At 49.1% G+C, this 18181-nt stretch carries 14 protein-coding genes; 5 read left to right on the forward strand and 9 right to left on the reverse strand.

The annotated features are described in order from the left end of the window. Positions 1–44: 44 nt before the first annotated feature. The 6 genes from ACTJJS_RS20930 to ACTJJS_RS20955 form a co-directional block, all read right to left on the reverse strand. Entirely contained in the window at positions 45–761 is a 717-nt protein-coding gene (locus tag ACTJJS_RS20930; protein WP_440665108.1) for a carboxypeptidase-like regulatory domain-containing protein, read from the reverse strand. Positions 762–937: 176 nt separating this feature from the next. Then, positions 938–1882 carry an aldose 1-epimerase gene (locus ACTJJS_RS20935; RefSeq protein WP_440665109.1) on the reverse strand — a complete coding sequence of 315 codons (945 nt, stop codon included), beginning with the start codon at positions 1880–1882 and terminating at the stop codon, positions 938–940. A gap of 82 nt (positions 1883–1964) precedes the next feature. Beyond that, positions 1965–3293 carry a xylose isomerase gene (gene xylA, locus ACTJJS_RS20940; RefSeq protein ID WP_440665110.1) on the reverse strand — a complete coding sequence of 443 codons (1329 nt, stop codon included), beginning with the start codon at positions 3291–3293 and terminating at the stop codon, positions 1965–1967. Positions 3294–3316: 23 nt separating this feature from the next. Beyond that, positions 3317–4807, reverse strand: coding sequence for a xylulokinase (locus ACTJJS_RS20945; protein WP_440665111.1), 1491 nt, complete (start codon positions 4805–4807; stop codon positions 3317–3319). Positions 4808–4825: 18 nt separating this feature from the next. Next, a complete protein-coding gene (locus tag ACTJJS_RS20950; protein WP_440665112.1) occupies positions 4826–6502 on the reverse strand; it encodes a sodium/sugar symporter in 1677 nt (558 codons plus the stop codon). Positions 6503–6696: 194 nt separating this feature from the next. After that, entirely contained in the window at positions 6697–7839 is a 1143-nt protein-coding gene (locus ACTJJS_RS20955; RefSeq protein WP_440665113.1) for an NAD(P)/FAD-dependent oxidoreductase, read from the reverse strand. Positions 7840–7929: 90 nt separating this feature from the next. On the opposite strand from ACTJJS_RS20955, the gene ACTJJS_RS20960 reads away from it, so the two are divergent. From ACTJJS_RS20960 to ACTJJS_RS20980, 5 genes are all read left to right on the forward strand, one after another. Next, positions 7930–8979, forward strand: a complete 1050-nt coding sequence (locus ACTJJS_RS20960; RefSeq protein ID WP_343743693.1) for an NAD(P)-dependent alcohol dehydrogenase — start codon at positions 7930–7932, stop codon at positions 8977–8979. 197 nt (positions 8980–9176) lie between these two features. Continuing rightward, positions 9177–13265 carry an RHS repeat-associated core domain-containing protein gene (locus ACTJJS_RS20965; RefSeq protein ID WP_440665114.1) on the forward strand — a complete coding sequence of 1363 codons (4089 nt, stop codon included), beginning with the start codon at positions 9177–9179 and terminating at the stop codon, positions 13263–13265. Positions 13266–13271: 6 nt separating this feature from the next. Further along, positions 13272–14204 carry a hypothetical protein gene (locus ACTJJS_RS20970; RefSeq protein ID WP_168872031.1) on the forward strand — a complete coding sequence of 311 codons (933 nt, stop codon included), beginning with the start codon at positions 13272–13274 and terminating at the stop codon, positions 14202–14204. A gap of 14 nt (positions 14205–14218) precedes the next feature. Then, positions 14219–14473, forward strand: a complete 255-nt coding sequence (locus ACTJJS_RS20975) for a hypothetical protein (protein WP_440665115.1) — start codon at positions 14219–14221, stop codon at positions 14471–14473. Between the two features lie 27 nt (positions 14474–14500). Next, positions 14501–15103 carry a hypothetical protein gene (locus tag ACTJJS_RS20980; RefSeq protein WP_440665116.1) on the forward strand — a complete coding sequence of 201 codons (603 nt, stop codon included), beginning with the start codon at positions 14501–14503 and terminating at the stop codon, positions 15101–15103. Positions 15104–15165: 62 nt separating this feature from the next. Here ACTJJS_RS20980 and ilvA read toward each other — a convergent pair whose 3' ends face one another. From ilvA to ilvN, 3 genes are all read right to left on the reverse strand, one after another. After that, positions 15166–16425, reverse strand: coding sequence for a threonine ammonia-lyase IlvA (gene ilvA, locus ACTJJS_RS20985; protein ID WP_440665117.1), 1260 nt, complete (start codon positions 16423–16425; stop codon positions 15166–15168). Positions 16426–16502: 77 nt separating this feature from the next. Then, a complete protein-coding gene (gene ilvC, locus ACTJJS_RS20990) occupies positions 16503–17546 on the reverse strand; it encodes a ketol-acid reductoisomerase (RefSeq protein WP_078667268.1) in 1044 nt (347 codons plus the stop codon). A gap of 98 nt (positions 17547–17644) precedes the next feature. Continuing rightward, a complete protein-coding gene (ilvN, locus tag ACTJJS_RS20995) occupies positions 17645–18175 on the reverse strand; it encodes an acetolactate synthase small subunit (RefSeq protein WP_440665118.1) in 531 nt (176 codons plus the stop codon). Between the last annotated feature and the right edge of the window lie 6 nt (positions 18176–18181).

Consider the following 18181-nt stretch of genomic DNA (forward strand, 5'->3'; position numbering starts at 1 on the left):
AAGGGTGAAGACTTCGGCTTGTTCTTCACCCTTTTTCTATGTCTTTATTTTTTGATCCAGGCTTTGTATTTGTCTGTAATCCAGTACAGCAGGTCGTTGTGGCCAATGGTCCTCATGGTTTCGTAGTCCGGATAGTTATCCCGCATGAAGAGCTGCAATGAATCCCCTTTCAGTCCGGTAACCTGGCTGACCAGCACCGGGGTAAAGCGGGAGTCAATATATTTCTCTTTTTCCATCTCCTCGTAATTCTTCTTGAACTGTCTTTTTTGTTTCTCGCTCTTGGAATATCGGGTAAACGGACTGAAAACGATACCGGCGCCTTGCGGGGTACTGCCACCAGCCAGCGGCTTATTGGGCAAATCCAGCAAATAACCATACTGCCGGCGGCGCTCCATAGAGTCCAGCTGGTAAGGTGTATACTGAGAAGACACTTCCACTCCTTTCAGGAAACGGCTGGCCACCACCAGTTTCACATTAATTGTCTGGGTACCGGTCGTCTGCGTCACCTTCACGGTATCAGGCAGATAACCTACGAACGTAAAAACGATCTTGTCGTTCCGAGTGGCGTCTATCTTGTAAAAACCACCCTGATCAGATAGGGAATGCCTGCCTGTGGTCAGGTTGGTAATAGTGGCGTACGGCAGCACCAGTTTGTTGCTGTCTGAAATCTGTCCGGTTACGATGACCTGTGCTTTTGCGGCAAAAGGGAGCAACATCCCCGCGATGCAACCCAGCAACAGAATACGCATGTGAGCCTTCATAAATTGTTTGTGTTTTTAATCCTGACTATCCTTCCTCTCCCTGAACAACCAATACTGTGTGTGTATTGTTCATATCCATTCCAGCCCACAATTTAAATAAATTGAGGCGGTTGTTAAAAAACAATCCTCCGGCCTGGCGACCGGAGGATGTTCCTATCCTGATGTGAAGCTGTTTATCACACGGTGATTTTTATTCTGGTGTCGAAAGTCCGGTCTTCGCCGGCTGCCAGGGTTACCAGTCCGATACCATTGTTAAAGGCATTGGGCGCGCCGCTCAGGTTTTCCACCGCAACACTGTTGCGGTGTGGCGGTATGTACACCTGTAAAACAGGATAATGATCTCCCGGGAAAAAATCTATTTGGATATTTTTCACCGGATCGAGCAGGGAAGCCAGCGGTTGCGCCTGTGAGAAGTCCAGCACAAAAGAATTGTCCAGCTCCACTCCCGCCAGCTTTTTGCCTTTCACAAATTCGGTGTAGGGCAGCACTTTTCCTGTCGGGATCAGTTTAGCGTCAAATTCCACGATTTCTTTGGAGGCGAAGGTGAGCACCAGTTCATCTACCGGCGTACCGGTGGAGAAATAAGGATGCCAGCCGTCCATTACCGGGATGGACGTTTGACTGCGGTTGATAACTTTAGTCGTTACACGCAGCTCATTGCCTGGCAGTAAGGTGTAAGTCGCCTGACAGTCGTAGCTGAAAGGATAACCGGTATCTTCTTCGCGGAAATTGTAAGTAAGGGTAACAGACGCCTCCTGAGCGGATGCCTGCTGTTCAGCCACCGTAAACTTTGCATCATACAACAGGCCATGGATGGCGTTTCCGGGCGCGATTGTTTTTTCGATGCTATAGCTGCTGCCCTGCCATTCGTAAGCCGCATCTTTCATACGGCAGGCGAAAGGGCTCAGTTTTACGCTTTTAAAGCTGACATGCAGGTTTTCCCGAAGGTCTTCGAGGCTGCTGTAGCTGTCAATCAGGTTGATCAGTTCACCCTGGCGGCGCACCTTGAAAGCATGCAGCAATGCGCCATGCGCTGGCACGATCTCTACCTGTGTGCCGCTTTGTTCGTCAGTAAGGGCAATGATATCAAATCCTGCCTCATGAAAAGTGTTGATTGTCATTGTTCATTGTTTTGTTCGCACAAGGGCGTTCCACAAAGAGAGCAAAGAAACAGGCTTTGTTTTTCGTTGTGAAGACTTATAATTAAATACATCCGTTAATTATATTTTCCAGCCATTCCTGCTTTCCGCTGATCTGGGCCGGCTCTCGGTTGGACGTGGCGATGTTGCGCAGATCTTCCAGGGTGAGCTTACCTTCTTCGAAGGCTTTTCCGTTGCCCGTATCGAAGGAAGCGTAGCGGTCTGTCCGGAATTTTTTATAGGCTGTTTTAGTGAGTACTTTTTCAGCGATGATGGCTGCTCTGGCGAAAGCATCGATACCGCCGATGTGTGCGTGGAAGATATCTTCCAGGTCGGTGGAATTACGGCGGGTTTTAGCGTCGAAGTTAACGCCGCCGCCGGCAAAGCCGCCCGCTTCGAGGATGATCAGCATGCTTTCCACGAGCTCGTTCAGCTGGGTGGGAAACTGATCGGTGTCCCAACCGTTCTGATAGTCGCCGCGGTTGGCATCGATGCTGCCCAGCATGCCTGCGTCTACAGCCACCTGTAACTCATGCTGGAAGGTATGACCGGCGAGAGTGGCGTGGTTTACCTCGATGTTCAGTTTAAAATCTTTGTCCAGTCCGTAATAACGCAGAAAGCCGATCACAGTCGCGCTGTCATAGTCGTACTGATGTTTGGTGGGTTCACAGGGCTTCGGTTCAATGAAGAAAGTGCCTTTAAAGCCCTGTTGACGGGCATAATCGCGGGCCACGGAGAGGAAGCGGGCGAGGTGTTCCTGCTCTCTTTTCATATTGGTATTGAGCAGGGTCATGTATCCTTCGCGGCCGCCCCAGAAAACATAGTTTTCTCCTTTGAGGGCGATGGTGGCGTCGAGCGCGTTTTTCACCTGTGTACCGGCATAAGCCAGTGCCGCAAAATCCGGATTGGTGGCTGCGCCGTTCATATAGCGGGGATGACTGAACACGTTGGCCGTGCCCCAGAGCAGTTTTACACCGCTGACATCCTGTTTTTGTTTGGCATAATCCACGATCTGTTGCATTCTGCGCTCGTATTCCGCGAGGGTGGCGCCTTCGTCCACCAGGTCTATATCATGAAAGCAGTAATAGGGCAGCCCCAGTTTGGTGATGAATTCAAAAGCCGCGTCCATTTTGTCTTTCGCGCTTTGCATGGGATCAGTGGACACCAGCCAAGGGAAATGTTTGGTACCCGGACCGAAAGGATCGCCGCCGGTGCCGCAGAAGGTATGCCAATAGCATACGGCAAAGCGGAACAGTTCTTTCATGGTTTTACCGGCGATGAGACGGTTTTCGTCATACCACCGGTATGCGAGCGGGTTGTCTGATTCCGGTCCTTCATAGGCGATCTGGCCGATGCCTTTGAAGTACTCGTGGTTTCCAAGTGTAATGCTCATAATAGTGGATTTTAAAATATCGTTTATGATTCACCGTTAGCCAGCAACGAACGCAGGTTGGTCAGCCAGTGGCTGTAAGCTGCGGCGTAACGTTCCTGCTGCCGGCTGTCCGGTTCTATTACAGCGAGACATTCCATTCCCCTGAAGGCTTCATGGACAGACAGGTAACCTGCACCTGTTGCGGCCCCTCTGGCCGCTCCCTGTGCGCCGTCTGTATTATATAGTTCGATGACCACATTGGCTGTATTGGCAAAGGCTTCGCGGAAGAGCGGACTGAGGAACATGTTGGCATGGCCGGCCCGTACGCGGTGTATGTCGAGGCCCATGTTTGTCATGATGTCCAGTCCATAGTTCAGTCCGAAGACGATGCCTTCCTGTACGGCCCTCAACATATGTGCCCTTTGGTGGCGGTTGAAGTCGAGGTGGCTGACAGTAGCACCGATACTTTTGTTGCCCAGTATCCTTTCTGCTCCGTTGCCGAAAGGGAATACCAGCAGGCCGTCGGCTCCCGGCGGTGCCTGTGCGGCCGCTTCGTTCATGTCAGCGTAGCTGATGTCGCCGATCATGTTACGCAGCCAGGAATTGGCGATACCGGTGCCGTTGAGGCACATCAGCACGCCATCGCGGGTGTGCTGTGTATCATTATTCACATGGACAAAGGTGTTGACACGGCTCTCCCGGTCAAACGTATGTTGATCATGCACTGCATAGATCACGCCGGAAGTACCGGCCGTGGTGGCTGCTTCGCCAGGTTCAAGCACATTGAGTGAAAAAGCGTTGTTCGGCTGGTCACCGGCGCGGTAGGTGACCGGTGTGCCGGGCAGCAGCTGTAAAGCGGCGGCAGCGGCGGCTGTCAGCAGGCCTTGCACGCCGAAAGTGGGGACGATCGTAGCCAACAGCTGCGGGCTGATCTGGTAGTGGTCCAGCAGCGTGGTACTGACAGTATTGCCCGGGAAATCCCAGCAGGTGCCTTCTGAGAGGCCAGACACCGTGGTGGTGGCTTCTCCGGTGAGTTTGAGGGCGATAAAGTCGCCGGGCAGCATTACCTTATGAATCTGTTCGTAGATATGCGGCTCATTTTCGTATATCCATCGCAGTTTGGAAGCGGTGAAATTACCGGGGGAATTGAGCAGGTGCGAGAGGCACCAGGATTCGCCCAATGCGGAGAAAGCTTTGCGGCCAATGTCCACCGCGCGGCTGTCGCACCAGATAATAGCGGGGCGCAGCACCTGCATGTTTTTATCCACGCATACGAGGCCGTGCATCTGGTAGGCAATGCCTATTCCCTTCACCAGGGCCGCATCGAAAGTATGTTGCCGGCGCAGGAGTGCGGTGGCGTTCACCACCTCCTGCCACCAGCTTTCCGGGTCCTGCTCTGCCCAGTCGGGATGCGGGACCAGGATAGGCATCTCGCGGGACGGACTGGTGGCCGTTGCCAGGCAACGGCCGGTATCTGCGTCCAGTAACGCCGCTTTGATAGAAGAAGAACCTATATCGTAGCCGATAAAATACATACCCGTTGTGAATAACGATTACCAGTAAACGGTATACAGCGCAATGAGGATACCGATGATAAACAAAGCGCCGATGGTAAACGGCATCGCTGTTTTAAACATACTGCTGTCGATTTCCAGTCCTTTCGGATTGTTTTTGCTGGAAGGATCAGCCAGGGAAATGATGATCATGCCTATTATACAAATCACGAACACAACGCCCATACGATCAATGAAGGCCATTTCATAAACACCTGCAGCGTTGGGAGCAGCCCATCCAAACTGGTAGAGCGGTTGCAGGTCTACCCAGTTTGGCAGGAACTTCAGCACAAAAGACATCAGCAAACCAACGATCATCGCAAACAGCGCGGCGTTGGAGGTGGTGCGTTTCCAGAAGAAGCCCATGATGAACATGGCAAATACACCTGGCGATACAAAGCCGGTATATTCCTGGATAAACTGGAAACCGCCTTTTTTATCGATGCCCAGGAAGTTAGACAGGATAATGGCCAGTACCATAGCAACGATCACTGTGGTGCGGCCTACCTTTACCACTTTCTGTTCATCAGCATCTTTATGATATATCTTCTTATAAATATCTAACGTAAAAATGGTGGAGATACTGTTGGCTTTACCGGCCAGCGAAGCCACCACTGCAGCTGTAAGGGCCGCAAAAGCGAGGCCTTTCAGGCCGCTGGGCAGGAGGTTGAGCAATACGGGATAAGCATTGTCCGGGTTCAGGGAACCACCCTGCATCATCTCTGTGTGAAACTGGCCCTTCTGGTACAGCACATAAGCCGCAATACCCGGCAGCACCACAATGATAGGCATGAGCAACTTCAGGAAACCGGCAAACAGCAGACCGCTGCGGGCTGTTTTCAGGTCTGCGCCCAGCGCACGTTGTGTGATGTACTGGTTACATCCCCAGTAGTTGAGGTTCACAATCCACATACCGCCGATGAGTATACTTAATCCTGGCAGGTCGAGATAGTGGGCATCTGTCTTTTTAAAGATCATGTGGAAATGATCGTCGGCATGCTGGTGCAACAGGCTGAAACCCTGCATTACGCCGCTGCCGCCGAAATGTTTTGCCACCAGGTCCAGCGCCAGATAGGTAGTAGCCAGGCCGCCGAGGATCAGGAAAAACACCTGTATCACATCGGTATAACCGATCACCTTCATGCCACCCAGTGTGATCAGCACTGCAAAGAAAGACAGCGCTATCATACAGACATAAAAATCGATACCGGAAATTTTGTTGATGGCCAATGCGCCCAGATAGAGGATGGACGTGAGGTTTACCACCACATACAACAGCAGCCAGAACACCGCCATGATAGTACTCACCGTTTGGTTGTACCGGCGCTCCAGGAACTGGGGCATGGTGTAGATCTTGTTTTTCAGGTAGATGGGCAGGAAAAAGACCGCCACCACAATCAGCGTGGCTGCCGCCATCCATTCATAGGTGGAGATGGCCAGGCCCATGGAAAAACCGGAGCCGGACATACCGATAAACTGTTCCGCCGAAATATTGGAGGCAATCAGGGAGGCGCCGATAGCCCACCATGTCAGGGAGCCTTCTGCCAGGAAAAAGTCTTTCGAGTCTGTCGTCGCTTTCTTTTTCTTCTGATAGATATAATACCCGTAGCCGGCCACTATTACAAAATATACCAGGAATACCAGGTAATCGACGTAGTGAAGTAAGTTTGGTTGCATAAATGTTCAAACGTGGTTTGTATAATAAATTTGGCGGATCAATATAGTGAAATAAATGTATTAAATACGCTTATGCACCATAAAAAGCTTAAACTAAAAACCGCAGATCGACTGCGGCTTCCCCAAGAGATCAAATCTATACATTTAAAATTGCTATCAAAACACTTTAACAAAAAAACGGAGAGGCGTGCGGGTTAGATAGCTTCAGCCGCCATGGCCGCGATTTTATCTCCTATCAGCGACCCGATGGCCACGCCCATGCCGCCCATGCGCACACCCAGAATAATATTTTCCGAGTAAGCCCGGACGATAGGTTGTTTGGTACTCCCAAAAGCCATGATGCCTGTCCACCGGTCGGCGATGGCGAAAGGCCGGCCCGGGATGATCAGGTGGCGCAGCATTTCTTCCAGTTCGTGCTGGATACGGTCGTTGTAGCGAAACTCTGTGGAGGTTTCTCCGGAGAAGTCCAGCTGCCGGCCGCCGCCGAGCAGTATGCGGCCATCCAGCTCCCGGAAATAAAAATATCCCTCTTCGAGGTGGAACACCCCTTTAAAAGGCAGTCCGGGCAACGGTTCAGTGATGAGCACCTGTCCCCTCCCGGGGGTTACCTCCAGCTCCGGCAGCAACTGGCGGGTGAAGGCATTGGTGCAAACCAGGAGCTTCCGCGCCCGGAAGACCACTTCTTCCTTTAGCAGCTGATGGGTGACCACCACATTGGCCCCGGAGCGGAGGTCTTCCATGCGGGTGATAGGGCATCCCGTTTTTATTTCCACCCCTGAGGCAATGGCTTTGTCGATGAGCGCCCGCATCATTTGCCCGGTATGCAGCTCCCCTTCGTAGTGATTGCGCACCATGGCTTTCACATGGGCCGGCGCAAAACCAAATGACGCTATTTTATCACTGACGAGGGAAAACGCAGGCGCATCGTCCAGCACGCCGGCCAGCAGGCGGTTGATCTCGTCCAGCTGGTGCAGGGCCCACTCTTCCCGGGCGCCGATCAATTCGTAGCTGCCGTTTTCGCGGTAGCCGATCTGTTCGTCGCCGAGGCGGCGGCGAAGCAACTGCAATCCTGTCCGCCGCATGGACACCAGGTCCAGCACTGTTTCGGACGGCATCGTCTGTAGGTCGGCCAGTATTTCGGTCAGGCTGCCGATACAGGCGAAGCCGGCGTTTTTAGTGCTGGCGCCGGTAGGCAGCACCTCCCGTTCCAGTACCAGCACACGGGCGTCCGGCTCCCGCTCCCGCAGGCTGATGGCGGCGGAAAGTCCAACGATACCGCTACCGGCAATGATATAGTCGTACTGAAGCAGACTTTGCTTCTCCCAATAACTTAACATCCTACTAAGTTAAACAATTGGGTAAGAGAATGATGGTCAACTTAAACCTCCTTAAAAATCAGTAGTTTCGGAATTCTAAACCTAGCATGCATGATTGAAACCAAAGCTTACGCGGCACAAAGTGCTACCACTCCCCTTGGCCCCTGGAATTTCCAGCGTCGGGAAGTAGGTCCTCATGATGTACAAATAGAAATCCTTTATTGTGGCGTATGTCATTCCGATATACACCAGGTGCGGGACGAATGGGGCGGTTCCGTATACCCGATGGTGCCGGGCCATGAGATCGTGGGCCGCATTGTGAAAGTGGGCGACCATGTGACCAAATTCAAAGTAGGCGATCTGGGCGGCGTAGGCTGCTTTGTGGATTCCTGCCGGGAATGCCATCCCTGTAAATCAGGAGAAGAGCAGTATTGTGAGAAAGGCAATGCCAGTACATATAACGGTACGGAGATGGACCGTAAAACGCTCACCTATGGCGGTTATTCCACGCAGATCGTGGTAGACGAACAATATACCCTGAAAGTGTCTGACAAACTGCCGCTGGAAGGCGTGGCGCCCCTGTTGTGCGCAGGCATCACCACGTACTCTCCGCTGCGCCACTGGAAAGTAGGCAAAGGGCATAAAGTGGCCGTGCTGGGCCTGGGCGGCCTGGGACATATGGCAGTGAAACTGGCCAATTCCATGGGCGCCGAAGTGACCATGCTGAGCACCTCGCCATCCAAAGAAGCGGATGCCAAAAAACTAGGCGCACATCATTTCGCTTTGATCAAAGACAAGGAGCAGATGAAAAAACTGCGCAACCATTTTGATTTTATCATCAATACAGTGTCCGCACCGCACGAATACAACGACTTCCTGAAATTGCTGACGCTCAATGGTGTGATGATCTGTCTGGGGATACCACCGGAACCTTCCGCCGTACCAGCTTTCCACCTGATCATGGGACGCCGCAGTATTGCCGGTTCACTGATCGGCGGCATCCGCGAAACACAGGAAATGCTAGACTACTGCGCCGAACATAATATTGTAAGTGATGTGGAAGTGATCGATATCAAAGATATCAACACCGCGTATGACCGTATGATGAAAGGAGATGTGAAATATCGTTTTGTGATTGATATTGCGAGTTTGAAAAAATAGCGTTTAAATTATCTTGTAAGAAGCAGGTATATTGCCTGCTTCTTATTTTAGTAAAGTAACCTACCCCAACATTAATCCAGCTCTTCCTTAAACTGCCTTCCCTCAACCTTTCCGTATTTTTTTCCGCTCCGTATATTCCTTATATTTATAGTACTATTCTCATTGTTGTACCTGCCCCTGGCTCCAAACCATATCAGATGCTTGTCAGTAACAAACATTTTACCCCGGTGATTGGACTGGACATCCATATTGTTATCCTTTTGGGATTTCCTGTACCGTTACCCCATCCTTTTATCGGACTGGTCATTGATCCGATGGATTATGTTCCCTTCATTGGGGCCACCACCCGCATTAACCATGTACCACGGGGAAAAAGCGACACCAATGGGATGCTGATCTTTCTGTTTCATATTCCCATGGGTGGACCGTTTTTACTGGCACCTATGATCGGCCATGATTCCGTTAACTTCTTTGGTAGTAAGAAAGTAAAAGTTGAAGGTAATCTCATGAGTCCATCGGGGCATATGCTGATGACCTGTAATGATATTGGTCTGCCCTTGTCTATTACGCCCGGGAAAAAGTTTAAGCCGATTCCCAGCCTCTATCTTCCGACCTCCTACTCGATCCCATTATCATTTGGGAAACCGGTAATGGTAGGCGGGCCTTATGTTCCGGACTGGGCGGGTGTGTTACTGAACCTGATCATGTCATTCGGTTTTGGCGCCTTGATGAAAGGGCTCGGCAAAGCCGGTAAAAAGGCGCTGACGAAATTCAATCACGCCCTGAAAGCGAAAATCGGCAGTAATAAACTGAGCAAAGCTCTTTGCAAGAAAGGATTTGAGCCGGTGGACCTGGTGCAGGGCATTGTGATATATGACGGCACCGACTTTGAGTTGCCTGGTCCTATTCCGCTGAAATGGGAGCGTTCCTGGAACAGCGACAGCTCTTTTGAAGGGCTGCTCGGACATGGTACGCATTTGTGCTACGATATGCGGGTATACGAATTCGCCGATGAAGACGCCACGGTGGTGTTACTGGGCGACGGCCGCAGCGCGGTATTTGATGCCCTTCACTATTCCGGTGACAGTAACTACAACCGCCATGAACGGCTGTTGCTTACCCGCGACAACATGGAGGACTATACATTATTCAGCTATGAAAACCGTTACAGTTATACTTTCCGCAAGTTACATCCTGCTGACAAAAACTACCGGCTGATCAATATTGCTGATGAAAGAGGATTTATGATCAGCTTTCATTACAATGGTGCCGGGCAGCTGGTGCGGATTATTGACAGTGTTGGCAGACATCTGCTGACAGAACATGACGACGCTGGCCGCATTATCCGCGTGACCGCCCGTCATCGCGGAGAAAGCCGGGAGATGGTACGTTACGCCTACAATGAGGCCGGAGATCTCACTGAGCTGACCGACGCATTGGACCAGACGACATATATACATTATCATGATCACCTGATGATCAAAAAAACCGATCGTAACGGTAATTCTTTCTATTGGGAATATGATAAGCTAAGGCGCTGTATTCACACCACCGGAGACAAGGGGTTACTGGAAGGCTGGCTGGAATATCATCCTGACAAAGGCTTCAACCAGATACGCAATACAAAAGGCATCACGACCTACTATTACACACCGGATTTTGTGGTATCACAGATAAAGGACGCGTTGGGACATTCCACTTTTTTTGAGTATACAGAAGAAATGGAGTTGTATCGTGTTATTGATCCGGAAGGTAACGTTACCGGGTATACGTATGATGAGCGGGGTAACCGGACAAGTGTAACGCTGCCTGATGGCAACACACAAACCACACACTATGATAGCGCCGGCAGGGTTATATTGGAGGAAGATGCTACAGGCAACAACAACACCTATATCTACTATGAACAAAATGGCCAGATACATACTACCACTGAGGCAAATGGCCGCATTACCATACATCGGTACAATGAACAAAACCTTTTGTCTAAGATTGAAACAGAGGATGAACACATTAACATATTAACCTATGACGCCGATTTTAACCTCACCGGTATCTGCATGCCTGATGGCAGTCAGACCTCATGGGCATATGACACCTGGGGGAGATGCATAACAGTTACCGGCCCATTGCAGGATGAACAGGAATTCCGCTATGATATTCTGGACAGGGCTATAGATATCAGACTGGCAGGAGGCAATCACATACAGCTTCAATATGATGCTTATGACGACATCACGTTGTTACAGGACAAAGAACATGAGATACACTTCTCCTATACCCCTTTGGGCAACATCAAAAAACGGGAGGAAAACGGTGTCAATGTTCATTTTATATATAATCAGGAAGAAGAGCTAACTGGTATAGTAAACGAAAAAGGGGAAACCTTCCGCGTTATCCGTGATGCCAATGGGAACATCATCAGTGATGTTGGCTTTGACGGGCTAATTCGGCACTACAAACGAGACCATTCCGGAAAGATCATTCGTATTCAACGTTCCGGCAGCAAATGGACCAACCTTGAATATGACAGCAATGGAAAAATAGTCCGTGTGGAGCATCAGGACGGCTCTTGGGAAACATTCAGCTACAACCGCAGTGGCGATCTTATTGAAGCCATCAATCAGCACGCTACCGTTCGTTTTCAACGCGACAAACTCGGACGCATAATTTCCGAATGGCAGGACGGTCATTTCGTAAACAGTGGCTTCGATGCCGCTGGCAATCGCATTGCTGTCAGCAGCAGCCTCGGCGCCGATATTCACTTTAACTGGAATAATACCAATAATCTCTCAGGTATTTTTGCCCGTACCTCCAACCAAGAGGACGATTGGAGCGCACAGATCCAAAGAAATCTGCTTGGTCAGGAAGTCGCACGTTATCTGCCAGGGAATATAAACAGCTATTGGCAGTATGACAACCGGGGAATGGCAACTTCACATGAAGTTAGTGTGAATGGCCGAACCACCCGCCACCGCCAATACCTTTGGGATGGTCACAACCGGCTAAAACAGATACTGAACATACTTAACCACGGGTTAAAAAAATATGGCTATGACGCAGATAACCGGTTGTCATGGGCGCAATATGAAAATGGTCAAACAGGCTACCGCAATCCCGACCGCACAGGTAACCTCTTTGATACTCCTACAAGGCAAGACAGAAAATATAGCGCCGGTGGTAAGCTGTTAGAGACTAATCAGGGCCATTACAGCTATGATGAAGAAGGCAATCTTATCTGTAAAACAATAACATCCGGCGACATCCCTGCCACATGGAAATATAGCTGGTATGCCAATGGTTCGCTGGAGACTGTTACCCGTCCTGATGGCGTCGTCATATCTTTCCGCTATGATGCACTGGGACGCAGAACAGAGAAAACGATGAAGAACAAGATTACCCGATTCGTTTGGGATGCCGATGTGCCGCTTCATGAATGGACTTATCCAGAATCAGAGCGCCCGCATGTAACCGTCAACGAATACGGGGAAATGGTTTTAAGCCACCCTGAACCGATACCTCCCGATACGCTTACCACGTGGGTGTTTGAAGATGGAGGGTTCAGCCTGTCAGCTAAAATAACCGGACAGCAGCGGTATTCCGTGATCACAGACCATCTTGGCACTCCTTGTGAAGCCTATGACGAAAATGGTAATAAAGTATGGGCAACAGATCTTGACATCTATGGGCAGGTGCAATCGCTGCAAGGAGACAAATATTTTATCCCCTTCCGCTATGCTGGTCAATATCAAGATGCAGAAACAGGACTTGCTTATAACCGCTTTCGGTATTATGATGCGGAGACCGGTATGTATATCAGCCAGGACCCATTAGGACTTGCGTCTGAAGAGCTGAATTTTTATTCTTATATTAGAGACCCTAACTTATGGATTGATCCTTTTGGACTCAACGGCACTCTGGGCGCATGGGGTGAAAAAGTAGCCAGTAAGTACCTTGAGAAAGAAGGCCATACCATTCTTGGATCAGTTCAGAATGCATCTGGACACGGCTTTGATCTGGTAACCAAAGCACCTAACGGAAAAATTAATGTGATAGAAGTAAAGGCCAGCCAAAGCTCCTGGAGGAGCAAAAGCAACATGTCCACCTGGACCAACAGGAACATCAACAAAATTATGGGAAATACCAATGGGCATTGGGGTAGCAAACCCGCTTACCAAAATAGGTTGATGCGAATGATTGATCAAGCCAAACGGGCAGGTCAATTAGAAAATAAACTGGTACAGATTAATGTAGACCAACGCTCGATCAGAATAAAATGTAAATAATCGCTAATGCGGACTTATAACAAGGTAATTCAAAAAATCATCGACCACTACGGATATGGCCAGCCTATTGACTTTGAACAGGCCAACAGGGATTTTATGGAAGGCTATGTTTTCTCCTATAAAAACTTCAAAAAAAACAAATATGATTTCCGCTTGTTTTATGGAGTACTGACAGATGTTCAATCTAATGAATCCCATCATATTGCCGCCAAAAATCTACTCTTTCAGGGAAACCCTCTCTGTTGGAAATATTTTGAACGGACAGCTCTTTTCTGGACCATGGCGCATGCTGCCGACGAATATATCGATCACATACGCGATGCTTTTTATTATGCGTTGTATATGGAAAGAAACGACCTGTTGAAAATACTGATCGAAAAATCCATCGATTATCTCAACATGGACGTGTATAAAACAAGTAAAGAGCATAAAAACCAACAGGTATATCCCAGTACACAACTGCTGCATTTTCTCGTGGAAAAATGGCTGGGACACAATCCTGTCAAAGAAAGAGTGTTTATCTTCGGGAAAGAGGGATATGGTATCTATCAACAACTGATTGATCATTGGAATGACTATAGCGTGCTGCCTGCCTCCTACTGGAACGAACTATGTGACCATCACCTTAACAGCGTAGGCGTTCAGCGGGCAGAAAAACGAGAATATGAGGAGTTTCTGGGTCCGGGACTAATTCCCATGGAATTCATCAACCTGTTTAAAGTAAGACGCAAATTGGGGCTGGATGTGCCGGTTATCCACCATCCGCTTTTTGAAACACCCATGGCAGTGGAACCGCTAATTCCCAGTGGCTATGACGAACGTTTTGATGTGAAATATCAATTAGTCATTCAGACAATTAAAACCCAAAAGCAATACAACTATACAGACATAGAAAAAATCATTCGGGAAGAATACGGAGATGGCGAATTTTTCTATTGATTTAAATCAACCGCATGTTAACAGAAGCCATGAACACCTACAATATCGCCTTGTATACCATCAAGGAAAAAGGCTACGCCATAAGGTTGGAAATGGATGAGGCGAAAGAAGAAATCACTTACTGGACTGCCTCCAAAAAAGATATGCGTATTTCTGCTTTTAACCCCTTATCTTTATTAGCATTAGTGGTAGTGCACGAACAATATGGCGCACATTGGAACCAGGTATCCACCGGGAACTTATATGACGACATATTATCAGATGACTGATTTTTAAAGCAGCTAACTATTCCAACCATGAAATTAAAAACAGACGCCTTACACTCCCTGAAAGACAAGCTCCTCAACTGGCAGCAACTCTCTGAACAGGAACTGGAAACACATATAAGGGAATTTGAAAAAATACCGCGGGCCGAAGTGTCAACGTTCTATACGCCTGTATTGTCCGACAACGAGCTGGGAGCTATACTGGTGGCTATTGGCATACAGTTTCCCGACAATGTGAAACTGCAAATCAACGTTGTGTCTGCTTTAGGTAACATGGTATGGCGGTATGGACTGACACCTACCGATGCCATGTTTGATTATCTGGTGGCCGCGTCCGGCAACAGGAAAGTCAACTTTTATGTAGCACTGCATATCCGTGTTTTTCCGCAGTATCAGACATGGGCGAAAAGATGGGAATACCTGTTGTCTGTCCCTGACATTGCACCCAGGAAAAAAGCCATCGTGGTTTTTTATGATACCGTAAAGCAGCAGCTGGAGAAAAATGATCCCATGACACTGGAAGTGAAACTGGTTATCATCAGAAAGATCCAGGCCATGCTGAATGAAGAGGATTTGCACCCTTACTTAAAAGACGAATACCTGGCCACTTTGAGCGCAATAGTGGAGCAATAAAAAAGCCCGTTCATAAAAATGACCAGGCTTATATTACTCTTAAAACAACTATTTGTCAAACTCTAAACAAGATAACCAAACAGGTTATCATCTTTATTCAGTTCGGTGAACTGAAAATTATATTTCCGGAAGTTGGCGATGAGGGTATCATAATCCTCCCTGCACTTCAGTTCTATGCCTACCAGTGCGGGGCCTGTTTCCTTATTATGTTTCTGAATGAATTCAAAGCGGGTGATATCGTCGTTAGGCCCCAGAATATGGTTCAGGAATTCCCTGAGTGCGCCCGGGCGCTGTGCAAAGCGTACAATAAAGTAATGCTTCAGCCCTTCGTACAGCAGTGAGCGTTCCTTTATTTCCTGCATGCGGTCGATATCGTTATTGCTGCCGCTGATAATGCAGACTACTTTTTTCCCCTTGATTTCTTCCGCATAGTCCTGAAGGGCTGTGATAGAGAGCGCGCCGGCAGGTTCTACCACGATAGCGTCTTCATTGTACAGTTTGAGGATGGTGGAGCACACCATGCCTTCCGGCACGAGGTGCATTTCATCCAGCACTTCGCGGCATATTTGGTAGTTGAGCGTTCCTACTCTTTTTACCGCAGCGCCGTCTACAAAACGTTCAATTTCATCGAGGGTCACCGGGCCGCCGTTTTCAAAGGCGCGCAGCATGGAAGGGGCGCCTTCCGGTTCAATGCCTATGATGCGGGTTTTAGGGCTGTAAGTCCTGAAGTAGGTGCCTGTACCGGCAGCGAGGCCACCACCACCTACGGGGACAAACAGGTAATCGATGTTGGTCTGGTCTTCCAGAATTTCCACTGCCACAGTGCCTTGCCCTTCAATAATTTTAGCGTTATCAAAAGGGGGAATGAAAGTCATCCCATGGACAGCAGTGAAGGCCTGTGCTTCCGCGGAGCAGTCATCGAAAGTATCGCCGGTGAGGCGTATTTCGATGTTATCGCCCCCGAACATATTGACCTGATTTACTTTTTGCTTTGGTGTGATGATCGGCATGAAAACCACGCCTTTGATGTTCATGGCTTTACAGGCATAGGCAAAGCCCTGTGCATGGTTGCCTGCGCTGGCACAGGTAACGCCTTTGGCCAGCAGCTCGGCGGGCAGGCTGCTAATCAGGTTGTAGGCCCCGCGAAGTTTGTAGGAGCGTACAATCTGCATATCCTCTCTTTTCAGATATACATCACAGTTATAGCGACGGGAGAGCGTAGCGCTATAAGTCAACGGCGTGCGGTTCACCACAGGCTTCAATTTCACCGATGCATCGAGGATATTGAGCGGGCTAACGCCAGATATTAAGTTAGAGGACATATTTTTTTGAATTACGAATTGCGAATTACGAATTACGAATTACAAGACGTAATTCGTAATTCGTAATTCGTAATTGATTAAGCGTTTGGTCTCAGCTTACGAACAGCTGCACCCGCCTGCCACATTTCGCTTTCGCGCAGTTCTTTCAGCTCTTCGTTCAGTTTCTCGCGGTAATCCGGAGTGCTGTTGGAAGCGATAGAACGGGCAGCTTCTTTACCGGCGGCTACGCTGGCGTACAGTTCGTCAAATACCGGCTGGGTAGCGTCTTTAAATTTCTTCCACCAGTCGAGCGCGCCACGCTGAGCGGTAGTAGAGCAGTTCGCGTACATCCAGTCCATACCGTTTTCTGCAACGAGCGGCATCAGGGACTGAGTCAGTTCCTCTACGGTTTCGTTGAATGCTTCAGACGGAGAGTGACCGTTTCTGCGCAGTGTTTCGTATTGAGCAGCGAAGATCCCCTGGATACAGCCCATCAGTGAACCACGTTCGCCGGTGAGGTCAGAGAATACTTCTTTCTTGAAATCTGTTTCAAACAGGTAACCGGAACCAACGCCGATACCCAGTGCTACTACGCGTTCTTTAGCGCGGCCGGTAGCGTCCTGGAAGATAGCGTAGCTGGAGTTCAGGCCCTGACCAGCCAGGAACAGGCGGCGCAGGGAAGTACCGGAACCTTTGGGAGCAACCAGGATTACGTCTACATCAGCAGGCGGAATGATACCGGTCTGCTCTTTATAGGTGATACCAAATCCATGGGAGAAGTACAGTGCTTTACCAGGAGTCAGGTGTTGTTTCAGGGTAGGCCACAGGGTGATCTGACCGGCGTCGGACAACAGGAACTGGATGATAGTACCTTTGGCAGCAGCTTCTTCGATATCGAATAAAGTTTCGCCCGGAACCCAGCCATCAGCTACTGCTTTATCCCAGGTTTTGGAATTTTTACGCTGACCAACGATAACATTGAAGCCATTATCTTTCAGGTTCAGTGCCTGGCCGGGGCCTTGTACGCCATAACCGATAACAGCGATAACTTCGTTTTTCAGGACTTCCCGTGCTTTTTCCATTGGGAATTCTTCCCTGGTTACTACTTCTTCGAGTACACCTCCAAAATTGATGGTTGCCATGTTTTGTGTTTTTAGCTTTTAGCTACTAGCCATTAGCTATTAGCTGTAAATTTTAAGTAAATGAATAAAGGCTTGTTTATGTTGCGGCTACCGGCAGCTTACGCTTCCGATGAGGCCTGCAGTTCTTTCAGGTGTTCGTGGAAGCGGCGGCTCCATTTCACAATGGCCACTCTTCCGCTTTTGGAATATTCTATCAGACCATAGGGCTCCAGCTTTTTAATGAAGTCTGTCAGCTCCTGCTGGTGACCGGTTTTCTCGATCACGAAATAGTCTGCCGTTATCGTCAGGATACGCGCCTGATGGTCACGGATCAGCCGTTCGATATCACCGGATTCCAGTGATTTGGTGGAAATCTTATACAATGCCAGTTCCTGGTACACCACTTCATCTTCCTCGTGTACAAAGGCACGGTGAATTTCAATCAGTCTCTCGATCTGACCGACCACCTTATCCAGTTTTTCACGTGTAGACATCACCGTTATGATAAACTTGTACACGCCGGAAATCTCTGTCTCAGCAGTTGTCAGGCTGGTGATATTGATCCCTCTGCGGGTAAATATAATGGTGATACGGTTGGTAATACCTATACGGTCTTCCGTATAAACCGTGACTGTATATTCTTTTTGCATAAAAAC

It is taken from the genome of Chitinophaga sp. 22308 (assembly GCF_052045305.1).
GTDB lineage: Bacteria > Bacteroidota > Bacteroidia > Chitinophagales > Chitinophagaceae > Chitinophaga > Chitinophaga varians_A.

Bases quoted from the DNA above. Each gene is read 5' to 3' on its own strand.
- ACTJJS_RS20930 (WP_440665108.1), bottom strand. From the start codon at position 761: ATGAAGGCTCACATGCGTATTCTGTTGCTGGGTTGCATCGCGGGGATG.
- ACTJJS_RS20935 (WP_440665109.1), bottom strand. From the start codon at position 1,882: ATGACAATCAACACTTTTCATGAGGCAGGATTTGATATCATTGCCCTT.
- xylA (WP_440665110.1), bottom strand. From the start codon at position 3,293: ATGAGCATTACACTTGGAAACCACGAGTACTTCAAAGGCATCGGCCAG.
- ACTJJS_RS20945 (WP_440665111.1), bottom strand. From the start codon at position 4,807: ATGTATTTTATCGGCTACGATATAGGTTCTTCTTCTATCAAAGCGGCG.
- ACTJJS_RS20950 (WP_440665112.1), bottom strand. From the start codon at position 6,502: ATGCAACCAAACTTACTTCACTACGTCGATTACCTGGTATTCCTGGTA.
- ACTJJS_RS20955 (WP_440665113.1), bottom strand. From the start codon at position 7,839: ATGTTAAGTTATTGGGAGAAGCAAAGTCTGCTTCAGTACGACTATATC.
- ACTJJS_RS20960 (WP_343743693.1), top strand. From the start codon at position 7,930: ATGATTGAAACCAAAGCTTACGCGGCACAAAGTGCTACCACTCCCCTT.
- ACTJJS_RS20965 (WP_440665114.1), top strand. From the start codon at position 9,177: ATGCTTGTCAGTAACAAACATTTTACCCCGGTGATTGGACTGGACATC.
- ACTJJS_RS20970 (WP_168872031.1), top strand. From the start codon at position 13,272: ATGCGGACTTATAACAAGGTAATTCAAAAAATCATCGACCACTACGGA.
- ACTJJS_RS20975 (WP_440665115.1), top strand. From the start codon at position 14,219: ATGTTAACAGAAGCCATGAACACCTACAATATCGCCTTGTATACCATC.
- ACTJJS_RS20980 (WP_440665116.1), top strand. From the start codon at position 14,501: ATGAAATTAAAAACAGACGCCTTACACTCCCTGAAAGACAAGCTCCTC.
- ilvA (WP_440665117.1), bottom strand. From the start codon at position 16,425: ATGTCCTCTAACTTAATATCTGGCGTTAGCCCGCTCAATATCCTCGAT.
- ilvC (WP_078667268.1), bottom strand. From the start codon at position 17,546: ATGGCAACCATCAATTTTGGAGGTGTACTCGAAGAAGTAGTAACCAGG.
- ilvN (WP_440665118.1), bottom strand. From the start codon at position 18,175: ATGCAAAAAGAATATACAGTCACGGTTTATACGGAAGACCGTATAGGT.